An 11,289-nucleotide genomic window follows, 5' to 3' on the forward strand; every position below is an offset into this window, starting at 1 on the left:
TCGCCGCTCGTGCCGCTCACGCGCGTGCCGCCGGTGCGCGTGCTGCGCCGCGAGTGGGGCGACGCGTCGCGCACCGCGTGGGCCGCGTATGCGATCGGCGTCGTGCTGTTCGCGGGGCTGCTGATCGTGGCGGCCGGCAACCTGAAGCTCGGCCTGATCGTCGCGGGCGGCTTCGCCGGCGCGCTGGTCGGTTTCGCCCTGATCGCGCGGCTCGTGCTGTTCGCGGCGGCACGTGCGGTACGCAACGCGCGCGTGGCCGCCGGCGTCGGCTGGCGCTACGCGCTGGCGTCGCTGCACCGGCGCGGCACGGCGAGCGCGCTGCAGATCACCGCGCTCGCGCTCGGCCTGATGTGCCTGCTGCTGATCGCGATCACGCGCAACGATCTCGTCGCGGGCTGGCGGCAGTCGACGCCGCCCGATGCGCCGAACCAGTTCCTGATCGATATCCAGCCCGACCAGCGCGACGACGTCGCGGCCTATCTGGCCGCGCACGGCGTGCGCGACGCGGTGCCCGCGCCGATGGTGCGCGGCCGCCTCGTCGCGATCAACGGCAAGCCGGTGAATCCGGACGCGTATCCGTCCGACGAGGCGCGCCGGCTCGTCGACCGCGAGTTCAACCTGTCGTATACGACCGAACTGCCGTCCGACAACCGGATCGTCGAGGGCGACTGGTTCGGCACCGCGGCGACGCCGCAGATCTCGATCGAGGCCGGCCTCGCGAAGACGCTGAACGTGAAGCCGGGCGACACGCTGCGTTTCGACGTGACGGGGCTGACGGTCGACGCGCCGATCACGAGCGTGCGCAAGCTCGACTGGGGTTCGTTCCGCGTGAACTTCTTCGTGCTGATGCCGCCGCCGGTGCTGAAGAATTTCCCGGCCGTCTACTTGACGAGCTTCCATTTGCCCGCATCGAACGCCGCGCTGCTCGATCCGCTGATCGCGCGCTATCCGAACCTGACCGCGATCGACGTCGCGCCGATCCTCGCGCAGTTGCAGCGGATGATGCTGCAGGTGGTCGGCGCGGTGCAGTTCCTGTTCGCGTTCACGCTCGCGGCCGGCGTGCTCGTGCTGTACACGGCGCTTGCCGGCTCGCGCGACGAGCGCGTGCGCGAGGCCGCGCTGCTGCGCGCGCTCGGCGCGTCGCGCGCGCAGGTCAATGCGGTACAGCGCGCGGAATTCGTCGTGGTCGGCGCGCTGGCCGGCGTGCTGGCTTCGGCGGGCGCGATCGCGGTCGGCTGGGTGCTCGCGTCGCGCGTGTTCGATTTCCAGCTCGCCGTCGATCCGTGGCTCGTGCCGGCCGGCATCGCGGCCGGTGTCGCCTGCGCCGGTGCGGCCGGCTGGCTGAGCCTGCATAATGTGTTGCGGCGCCCCGCGCTGCAGTCGCTGCGCGACGCATGAGCGTTGCCGGCGGCCCCGAAGATCCCGTTTTCCGACTATCCGTATGACCGATGTGAATGACGATGCGCCGTCGCAGCCGACGGCGTTCGAACTCGTGGGCGGCGAAGCCCGCGTGCGCGAAATGGTGGACCGCTTCTACGACCTGATGGACCTCGAGCCGGAGTTCGCGCAGATTCGCGCGCTGCATCCGCAGTCGCTCGACGGCTCGCGCGACAAGCTGTTCTGGTTCCTGTGCGGCTGGCTCGGCGGCCCCGACCACTACATCAGCCGGTTCGGCCATCCGCGGTTGCGCGCGCGGCACCTGCCGTTCCCGATCGCGTCGGTCGAGCGCGACCAGTGGCTGCGCTGCATGGCGTGGGCGATGGAGGATGTCGGGCTGGCCGAGCCGCTGCGCGAGCGGCTGATGCATTCGTTCTACGACACGGCCGACTGGATGCGCAACCGGCCCGGTTGATCGACCGGTACGCCGCTGTCCGTGCGCCGGACGATCTGCGTCTGGGCGCGCGGGAGGCATCGCGCGACACTGGCCGTTTCCCCCACCGATACGAGGCTCGTCCGATGACGACACAAGCGCTGTTTCGCGAAGACGCGTACCTCACGCAATGCGACGCGGTCGTCCGGGCCGTCGGCGACGACGGCATCCGGCTCGACCGCACGGTGTTCTATCCGCTCGGCGGCGGCCAGGCCGGCGACACCGGCACGCTGACGCTGCCCGACGGCGGCCCGATCGTGATCGCCGACACGCGCAAGGCGAAGTTCGACGGCGCGACGCCCGACGACGCCGTCCACGTGCCGGCGCCGGGGCAGGAGGCCCGCGTCGCGGCGCTCGCGCCCGGCACGCGCGTGATCGCGGAGATCGACTGGCTGCGCCGCTACCGGCACATGCGTTTGCACACGGCCGCGCACCTGATGTGCGCGGTGCTGCCGTACGCGGTCGATGGCTGCAGCGTGACGGCCGACTACGTGCGGCTCGATTTCGCGACGTCCGATGCGATCGACCGCGACGACGTCGAGCGGCGTCTCGCGGCGCTGGTCGGCGGCGCGCATCCGGTCACGACCGAATGGATCACCGACGACGAGATGGCCGAGCGGCCCGAACTCGTGCGCACGATGAGCGTGAAGCCGCCGATGGGCCTCGGCCGCGTGCGGCTGCTGCGGATCGAGCAAGTCGACTTGCAGCCGTGCGGCGGCACGCATGTGCGCAACACGTCCGAAATCGGCGCGCTGCGGGTCGCGAAACTGGAAAAGAAGAGCGCGCGTACACGGCGCCTCGTCCTGGCGTTTGCATGACGATCGATACCGGCCACGCCGGCGCGGCAGCGCTGGATCCGCAAGCACGGGAGATTCTGGATTTCTGGTTCGGCGAGCCGGGCTCGGCCGAATTCGGGCGGCAACGCAAGGTGTGGTTCAACGGCGGCGCCGCCTTCGACGATCTGCTGCGCGCACGCTATGGCGCGTTGCTCGACGCCGCATGCGACGGCGCCTGCGATCACTGGGCCGGCTCGCCGTCGGGTGCGCTGGCGTTGATCGTCGTGCTGGACCAGTTCTCGCGCAACATCCATCGCGGCACGCCGCGCGCGTTTGCCGCCGATCCGAAGGCGCTCGCGATCGCCCGCCGTGTCGTCGCGACCGGCTGGGACGCACGGCTGCCGAGCGGGCATCATCGTGCGTTCGCGTACCTGCCGTTCGAGCACGACGAGTCGGTCGAGAGCCAGCGCGAAGCCGTGCGCCTGTGCGCGGGCATTCGCGACGAGGCCGGGTGCGAGCGTTATCACCGCTTCGCCGTGCTGCACGCGGCGGTCGTCGAGCGCTTCGGCCGTTTCCCGCACCGGAACGCGATCCTCGGCCGCGCGTCGACCGACGAGGAAACGGCGTTCCTGCGCGAGCCCGGTTCGTCGTTCTGAAGATCCAGGCCGTGGTGTAAAGGGGAGTGCGAGCCCGCGGCTTGATGCGGGGGCGTCAAGGATGGATATCGCGCAGAGGTTGCGCGCCGGCCGACCGGGCGGGCGCGACCGGTGCAAAAGATGAAGGCGGGCAGGGCGGCGCACCGCCCCGTGTCACTGCAGGTGCTGTTCGGGCGTCCGCACGTACACGCGCAGCAGTTCCTCGTTGTCGCCCGGGCGGGCGCCGGTCCAGAACAGTTGCCATTCGCTGCCGGGTGCCGGATCGACGGCACGCACGCCCTGGACGATCATCCACGTGCAGCGCGTCGACTTCGCGTCGTCGATCGGCGTGTGCTGGATGCCGGAGAAGTAGTACAGCATCGGCGCTTCCGATTCGCCGAGCCCGTGCAGGCTCGCCATGCAGTCGCCGTCGTTCCATTCGAGCGCGAGATGCGCGTTCAGGTCGTCGAACACCGAGCGGTAGCTCTTCGCGACGTCGAGCCACGGCAGCAGCAGCGTATAGACGAGGCCCCACGCGACGAGCGCGCCGGCGCCCCACGACAGCGCGCCGCGCCACAGGCCCGTCGAGCGCAACTTCGGCAACAGTGTCAGCCAGCCGATGGTCAGCGCGAGCGCACCGATCACGAGCGCGGGCCGGATCGGCATCGTCCAGTCGAGCGGCAGCCAGCGGCCGAGCAGCGCGAGATCGGCGCGCGACGCGGCCGGATCGGCCATCACGGCCCAGATCGCCCACGCGAGCGCGACGGTCGTGCCGAACAGCACGCGGCTGAAGTAATCCCACGCGAGATGCAACCGGCGCGGCAGGCGGTCGATCGCCTGCGCGGCAACCAGCGCGAGCGGCGCGAAGAACGGCAGGATGTAGAGCTGGCGCGACGTCGCGGATATTTGCAGCACCACGAGCCCGATACCGGCGAACAGCACCGGCAGCGCGACGCGCGGCGTGCGCCAGTCGCGCCATGCGCCGCGCGCGACGGCGACGATCGCGAGCGGCGCGACCGGGAAGCCGACGAGCAGGAACGCACGCAGGATGAAGAACGGCTTGTCGTTTTCCGCGCCGAGTTCGGGGACGGAGAAGCCGAAGAACCGGCCGACGTTGTTGTCCCAGAACCACGTCATGAACAGCGTTTCGGAGCGCAGGAACAGCGCGGTCGGCCAGATCAGCGCGAACGGCGCGAACACGAGCGCGGCGACACCGAGCGCGCGCGCGAACGAGCGGGTGCGGCAGGCCGGGTAGAGCACCAGCGTGCAGACGAGCGTGGCCGCGAACACGAGCGGCACGAACAGCCCCTTCGTCATCAGCGCGATGCCGACGCCCGCGCCGAAGAGCGGCGCGGCCCAGCGGCCCGACGGCCGGACCGGCAGCCCGTGCCGCATCTGCTGCGCGCGCGCGACGTGCTGCATCACGAGTTCGAGCAGCCCGCAGAAGCCCATCGCCGTGCCGGCGAACAGCGCGACGTCCGTCATCATGTCGTGCAGGTGCTTGATGACGACGAGCGTGCTCGCGCTCAGCACGACGGGGCCGATCACGCGCAGGTCGAACCAGCTGTCCGCGCGGCTGGCGACGCGCGCCGCACGTGCGATGAAGCCGAACGCGAGCGTGGCGAACAGCGCGCTGGCGAGTCGCGCCGCATCGTGCAGCGGCATCACGCGCTGCAGCAGCCAGGTGAGGCTCGTCGCGACCCATGCGTAAAGCGGCGGCTTTTCCATGAACGGCAGGCCGGCATTGGTCGGCACGACGAAGTCGCCGGTCTCGAGCATGTGCTGGATGATGCCGAACGTATAGGTTTCGTCCTGTTTCCACGGATCGTGGCCGAGCACGCCCGGCAGCGTGTACGCGCAGACCAGCACGGCGACGAGCAGCCAGGCCCGCCAGCCGAGCAGGGCCGCGCGGTCGCGCGCGGTGCGGGTTGCGGTGGTCGACGCCACGACGGGCGTGCCGGCGGCGTCGAGCGTCGCGGTGGCGTCGGTGTCGGCTGTCGAGCGGGTGTGCTGAGCCGGCGCGGGCACAGACGTGCGTCGCCGGCTGGGCGCTGCGGTTCCAGGCATGGAAAAGATCTCGGGTCGAGTCGAGCCGGTCCGCTACTTGGGCGGGACCGATAAGGGCCACATCAGGGTGGCGGAGACTTGGCGTAGACGACGCCTGTCTGATTGCCCGCTAGTAGAGCACGGAACTGTTACGAATGTTTACTGAAACCGTCACGAAATTGTGGAGATTTGTGGTGTCGTGACGACAGGGCGTGCCTGGCGGCGCTTCGGGGGCGCCGGGCGGGCGAGATTACCGGCCGCCGCCGACGTCGAGCAGGGCGCCCGTCGTGTACGACGCCGTGTCGCCGAGCAGCCAGACGATCGCTTCGGCGATCTCCGGTGCCTCGCCCGCGCGGCCGAGCGGCGTTTGCGCGCCGAGGCGCGCTGCCCGGCCGGGCTGGCCGCCGCTGGCGTGAATGTCGGTCTCGATCAGGCCGGGGCGCACCGCGTTGACGCGCACGCCGTGCGGGCCGAGTTCCTTCGCCAGACCGATCGTCAACGAGTCGACCGCGCCTTTCGACCCCGCATAATCGACGTATTCGTTCGGCGAACCGAGCCGCGATGCGATCGACGACACGTTGACGATCGCGCCGCCGCGGCCGCCCCGGTCGGTGGACAGCCGGCGCGCGGCTTCGCGCGCGCACAGATACGCGCCGAGCACGTTGGTATCGAACATCCGCCGCAGCCGGTCGGCCGTCATGTCGGCGAGCGGCATCGACGGCGCGACGATGCCCGCGTTGTTGACGAGCGCGTCGAGCCGTCCGAACGCGGCCGTCACGGTGTCGAACATCGCGATGACGTCCGCCTCGTTCGCGACATCGCCCGCGACGATGCACGCGCGGCCGCCCGCGTCGCGGACAGCCTGCGCGGTGAGCTCGGCCGCCGCCGTGTCGCGCGCGTAGTTGATGCCGACGTCCCAGCCGCGTTCGGCCGCGAGCACGGCGGTCGCGCGGCCGATGCCCCGGCTCGCGCCGGTGATGAGGACGGCCTTGCGATCGGACGGTGCGGCCATGGCGTGCGGTTTCCGGTGACGGTTACTTCGCTGCGTCGGGCGCCCACTTGTCGCGGGCGGGCGGCTGGTAGCGGCGCAGCCGCTCGATCAGTTCGACGGGTTCGGATTCGACGCACAGCGCGTCGAAATAGGCCGGACGCATGAAGCCTTCGTCGACCGTATGGCGCAGCAGCGCGATCAACGGATCGTAGAACGAATCGATGTTGTAGACCGCGACGGGCTTGCGGTGATAACCGAGCTGCGCCCACGTGTAGACCTCGAAGAGCTCTTCGAGCGTCCCGGCGCCGCCGGGCATCGCGACGAACGCGTCGGAGAGGTCGGCCATCATTTTCTTGCGGTGATGCATGTCGGGCACGACGTGCAGTTCCGACAGCCCCGTGTGACCGACTTCCTTGTCGACGAGCAGCTCGGGGATCACGCCGACCGCATGGCCGCCGGCTGCCATCACCTCGTCGGCGATCACGCCCATCAGGCCGACGCGGCCGCCGCCGTAGACAAGCGTGAGGCCCGCCTCGACGAGCGCGCGGCCGAATGCGCGCGCGGCGTCGGCATAGACGGGCCGCACGCCGGGCGACGAGCCGCAATAAACGCAGACTGCCTTCATTGCTTGGAATCCTTGGCGGAGGCCTGCCCGAGGGTGACGGGACTGTCGGCCGGGCGCGGCGAGCCGTCGCGCGGCGGCAGGTAGTCGGTGAACTGGCGCTTGGGCAGCTTGCCCGAGACCAGATCGTCGAACAACTGGCGCGAACGGCCGCGCAGGTACGGCGCCATCACGGAGATCACGTGCATGCTGACCTGGTGCAGTTCTTCGCGAATCGCGTCCTGGTCGTTGTATTTGCGCGGATGCATCACGTACTGATACGACAGCCAGTAGGTCGAGATCACGGCCATGTTGGTCGCGATGACTTCGATCTCGGCGGGCGTCGCGACCATTTCGGCGTCGGACACGAGCAGCTCGCACATCTCGCGCGCGAAGCGCACCTTGTGGCTGATGATCTGCTTGAAGTGCGTCTCGAGCGTGCGGTTGCGGGCGAGCAGGTCGTTGAGGTCGCGGTACAGGAACCGGTAGGTCCACATGAAATCGGCCATGTACTGCAGGTACGACCAGGTTTCGTCGATCGTCGGACGATGATCTTCGGGGAAGCGCAGCCGCCGTTCGATCTGCTGCTCGAACTGCGCGAAGATGCTGTTGATGATGTCGTCCTTGTTGCGGAAATGGTAGTACAGGTTGCCTGGACTGATTTCCATTTCCTCGGCGATCGTCGTGGTCGTGACGTTCGGCTCGCCGATCTCGTTGAAGAGTTTCAACGACAACTCGAGAATCCGTTCGCGGGTGCGGCGGGGAGGTTTCGCTTCCATGTCGTCCGGCCCTGTGTGTGCCGGACTGGCGGGCGCTGCAATCGATGCTGCGTGATTCGTCCGGCGCGGGTTGCTGTTCTATGTCTAGCGGACGATTATAAACCGGGGTTTCGCCACATCGGGGCATTTCGTGATCGCGCCCCCGCGCGGCGCATGGTGCAGCGCCGCACGCGGGCGGCCCGCGGCGCGCGCGCCCGGTCCCCGTCTAGAAGCCGAGCCAGCGTGCGACGACGGGGCCGAGCACGAAGCCCCACGTCGTCACGCACGCGAACAGCGCGACCGTCACGGCCGCGCTGCCGAGATCCTTCGCACGCTTGGAGAGTTCGTGACGCTCGAGCGAGATGCGGTCGATCGCGGCCTCGACGCTCGAGTTCAGCAGCTCGACGATCAGCACGAGCAGCACCGAGCCGATCAGCAGCGCGCGCGACGCGGCCGGCACCGGCGCGAATGCGCCGATCGGGAGCATCAGCGCGGCGAGCGTGAGTTCCTGGCGAAACGCGCTCTCCTCGCGGATCGCGACGCGAAAGCCGTTCAGCGAATGCTTGAGGGCATACCACGCGCGCGTGATGCCGCGGTGGCGCTTGTACGGGTTCGGCGGCAGCGGCGACAATGGGTCGTCGGGGCCGAGCGGCTCGTGCGCGTGCACGTCCGCTTCGGCATGCGGCTCGTCCTCGTCGAACGGACGGTGCCGTTGCGGCGTGGAGGCGGGAGGCGGGATCTTGTCGTTCAGGTCTCGTTTCAAACGGCGGCACCTTCGGCTGGCGAGTACGCGGTCTTCGGCAGCGGCTTCAGATGCGACGCGAACTGCTCGGATGCCGCGCGCCACGAGAAGCGTTCGGCCCACGCGCGCGCGGTCGTGCGTTCGATCTTCAGCGCTTCGAGGCAGGCTTCCTGCAGGTCCTCGTGCATCGCGCCCGCGTCGCCTTCGCCGAGCACGTCGATCGGGCCCGTGACGGGATACGCGGCCACCGGCGTGCCGCAGGCGAGCGCCTCGAGGAGCACGAGGCCGAACGTGTCGGTGCGACTCGGGAACACGAACACGTCGGCCGCAGCATACACCTTTGCAAGCTCGGCCTGTGACAGCACGCCGAGATAGTTCGCCTCCGGATAGCGCGACTTCAGTTCCGCGAGCGCGGGGCCTTCGCCCGCGACCCACTTCGAGCCGGGCAGGTCGAGGCGCAGGAACGCCTCGACGTTCTTTTCGATCGCGACGCGGCCCACGTACAGGAAGATCGGCCGCGCGGTGTTGAGCACCTTCGACTCCATCGGGCGGAAGATCTCGAGGTCGACGCCGCGGGTCCACAGCACGACGTTCGTGAAGCCGAATTTCTCGAGGTCCTGCTTGACGACCGGCGTCGGCGCCATCACCGCGAGCGACGGGCCGTGGAACCAGTGCAGGAAGCGGTAGGTCGCGGCCAGCGGGATGCCGAAACGCGCCTGCACGTACTCCGGAAAGCGCGTGTGGTACGCGGTCGTGTACGGCAGTTTGCGCGCGCGCGCATAACGCCGTGCGGCGAGGCCGAGCGGGCCTTCGGTCGCGATGTGCAGCGCGTCGGGCGCGAACGCATCGATCCGCGCGCGCAGCTTGCGGTACGGCAGGATCGACAGGCGGATCTCGGGGTAGGTCGGGCAGGGCACCGTGCGGAATTCCAGCGGCGTCAGCAGTTCGACGCGGTGGCCGAGCGCGGTGAGCTCGCGCGACGTGCTTTTCAGCGTGCGCACGACACCGTTGACCTGCGGTTCCCACGCGTCGGTGACGATCATGATCTTCATCGCGGCTTTGTCCTGTAAGTAGGGTTGTGTCAGGCAGTGGCCTTGGCCTTGCGCGACGTGATCTCCGACGGTGCGGAGCGCATCACCGTCCAGTAGACGATCTTCAGTTCGCCTTCCATCGTTTCGACGAGCGCGGACAGGCTTTCGACCCAGTCGCCGTCGTTGCAGTACAGCACGCCGTCGATGTCGCGGATCTCCGCCTTGTGGATGTGGCCGCATACCACGCCGTCGCAGCCGCGGCGGCGCGCCTCGTCGGTCATCACGGTCTCGAACTGCGAAATGAAGTTGACCGCGTTCTTGACCTGGTGCTTCAGGTACTGCGACAGCGACCAGTACTGGAAGCCGAGCCGGCTGCGGATCCGGTTGAACCAGCGGTTCAGCACGAGGATCAGCGTGTACAGCGTGTCGCCGAGATACGCGAGCCATTTCGCGTGCTGGATCACGCCGTCGAACAGGTCGCCGTGCACGATCCACAAACGTTTGCCCGCAATCGTCGTGTGGAAGGCCTCGCCGCGCACCTGGATGTCGCCGAACGCGAGGTCGCAGAACTGCCGCGCGCCCTCGTCGTGATTGCCGGGGATGTAGACGACCTGCGTGCCCTTGCGCGCCTTGCGCAGGATCTTCTGCACGACGTCGTTGTGCGCCTGCGGCCAGTACCAGCCTTTCTTCAACTGCCAGCCGTCGATGATGTCGCCGACGAGATACAGGTATTCCGAATCGTTGTGGCGCAGGAAGTCGAGCAGGTACGGCGCCTGGCAGCCGCTCGAGCCGAGGTGGATGTCGGACAGCCAGATGGTGCGGTAGCGATGGGCGGACGGGTCGGGATCGTCGTGCCGCGCGGGATGCGTGGCAGGCGGTTCTTGCGACGCCAGGTCATCGGTTGTAGCCGAGCCGGACAGGAAGGCGGTGGCGGCGCGGGCGCCGATAGGGTGACGGAACAGGGAGGTCGCGGACGTTTTCTGGCCCATGCATGACTCGCGCCGGTTGACATTACCGGCATTCCGCCATGCGGGCATGACTGTGCCGTGACAGTCACGAGACGTTCTTATTACGACCGCTGCCGGGTGTTTAGCAGTGAATCACGGCCCTTGCGTGACCTGCCGCACGGAACGGCCGGCGGTTGTCCGGCAGCGCCGTCTGGCGGATGACGGAAGGCGGGACGAGCGGTTTTCGTCTGAGGAGTGCGGCGCGTCAGCGCGGTATCGCGACGACGCGGGTGCGCGCGATCCGGTCGTGCGGAAATTGGCGGCCGGCATGCAGCCGGGCCGCGCCGGCCCAGATGACGATCCACGCGGCCGTGAGCGCGAGCGTGACGGGCACCGACAGGCCGAGGAGCGGATGCAGCGCGAGCGGAGGCAGGAACCACAGCCAGCCGAGCGCATAGCGGACGAGCGCGTGGCCGGCGCTCAGCGGCCGGCCGTTCGACGATTCGAGGCGCAGCCGCCAGGTCTTCATCGGCAGCGTCTGGCCGCCGTGGGTCCAGAACCAGACGAAGTACGCGCCGACGACGAGCGCGATCCACGCGGCGAGGAGGTTGTGATGGACGAGGCCGTTGCGTTGCTGCGTCGCGAGGCCGAATGCGAGCCCGGCGAAGAACACGACACCGAACAGCAGCACGCCTTCGTAGAGCAGCGCGGCGAGGCGCCGCCGCACGGAAGGCGCGGCGGCCGGGATCTCGGGGGCGCGGGCGTCTGCCATTTTTATATATTTTCGGATTACTGAATAACAATGCGGAATCCGTTTCGTGGAACGGATTCCGGCGCGTACGCATGCGCGCCGTCCGCGCAATGGAGTGGAATACATGGCGAAGCAACGAAA

General features: G+C 68.8%; 12 protein-coding genes. 4 read left to right on the forward strand and 8 right to left on the reverse strand.

Features of this window, described 5'->3' with window-relative positions; translation table 11 throughout:
* The 4 genes from G3N62_RS31770 to G3N62_RS31785 form a co-directional block, all read left to right on the forward strand.
* Positions 1-1,398, forward strand: a 1,398-nt coding sequence (locus tag G3N62_RS31770; protein ID WP_241013263.1) for an FtsX-like permease family protein, incomplete at its 5' end; no start/stop codon positions are given.
* A gap of 43 nt (positions 1,399-1,441) precedes the next feature.
* Positions 1,442-1,852, forward strand: coding sequence for a group II truncated hemoglobin (locus G3N62_RS31775; RefSeq protein ID WP_034190779.1), 411 nt, complete (start codon positions 1,442-1,444; stop codon positions 1,850-1,852).
* A gap of 104 nt (positions 1,853-1,956) precedes the next feature.
* Complete coding sequence (locus G3N62_RS31780) at positions 1,957-2,688, forward strand: alanyl-tRNA editing protein (protein WP_124670618.1); 732 nt, start codon at positions 1,957-1,959, stop codon at positions 2,686-2,688.
* A complete protein-coding gene (locus G3N62_RS31785) occupies positions 2,685-3,302 on the forward strand; it encodes a DUF924 family protein (RefSeq protein ID WP_059558120.1) in 618 nt (205 codons plus the stop codon). The genes G3N62_RS31780 and G3N62_RS31785 overlap by 4 nt, the downstream gene beginning before the upstream one ends.
* Before the next feature lie 153 nt (positions 3,303-3,455).
* On the opposite strand, the gene G3N62_RS31790 is transcribed toward G3N62_RS31785, so the two are convergent.
* The 8 genes from G3N62_RS31790 to G3N62_RS31825 form a co-directional block, all read right to left on the reverse strand.
* Positions 3,456-5,348: a glycosyl transferase gene (locus G3N62_RS31790; RefSeq protein WP_069705562.1), complete on the reverse strand. Its 1,893-nt coding sequence runs from the start codon at positions 5,346-5,348 to the stop codon at positions 3,456-3,458.
* Positions 5,349-5,577: 229 nt separating this feature from the next.
* Complete coding sequence (locus G3N62_RS31795) at positions 5,578-6,339, reverse strand: SDR family oxidoreductase (RefSeq protein WP_124670619.1); 762 nt, start codon at positions 6,337-6,339, stop codon at positions 5,578-5,580.
* Between the two features lie 22 nt (positions 6,340-6,361).
* Positions 6,362-6,943, reverse strand: coding sequence for a TIGR00730 family Rossman fold protein (locus tag G3N62_RS31800; RefSeq protein ID WP_049031317.1), 582 nt, complete (start codon positions 6,941-6,943; stop codon positions 6,362-6,364).
* Positions 6,940-7,698, reverse strand: coding sequence for a TetR/AcrR family transcriptional regulator (locus G3N62_RS31805; RefSeq protein ID WP_034190785.1), 759 nt, complete (start codon positions 7,696-7,698; stop codon positions 6,940-6,942). The genes G3N62_RS31800 and G3N62_RS31805 overlap by 4 nt, the downstream gene beginning before the upstream one ends.
* A gap of 205 nt (positions 7,699-7,903) precedes the next feature.
* A complete protein-coding gene (locus G3N62_RS31810) occupies positions 7,904-8,440 on the reverse strand; it encodes a diacylglycerol kinase (RefSeq protein WP_069705560.1) in 537 nt (178 codons plus the stop codon).
* Positions 8,437-9,471 carry a glycosyltransferase family 1 protein gene (locus G3N62_RS31815; RefSeq protein WP_034190787.1) on the reverse strand — a complete coding sequence of 345 codons (1,035 nt, stop codon included), beginning with the start codon at positions 9,469-9,471 and terminating at the stop codon, positions 8,437-8,439. Before G3N62_RS31815 ends, G3N62_RS31810 begins: the two co-directional genes overlap by 4 nt.
* A gap of 29 nt (positions 9,472-9,500) precedes the next feature.
* The gene (locus tag G3N62_RS31820; RefSeq protein ID WP_124670620.1) at positions 9,501-10,439 is read right to left on the reverse strand and encodes a UDP-2,3-diacylglucosamine diphosphatase; all 939 of its coding nucleotides are present in this window, start codon (positions 10,437-10,439) and stop codon (positions 9,501-9,503) included.
* 223 nt (positions 10,440-10,662) lie between these two features.
* Positions 10,663-11,169, reverse strand: a complete 507-nt coding sequence (locus G3N62_RS31825) for an RDD family protein (protein WP_034190789.1) — start codon at positions 11,167-11,169, stop codon at positions 10,663-10,665.
* Between the last annotated feature and the right edge of the window lie 120 nt (positions 11,170-11,289).

This window comes from Burkholderia sp. Tr-20355 (genome assembly GCF_017104685.1).
Lineage (GTDB): Bacteria > Pseudomonadota > Gammaproteobacteria > Burkholderiales > Burkholderiaceae > Burkholderia > Burkholderia seminalis.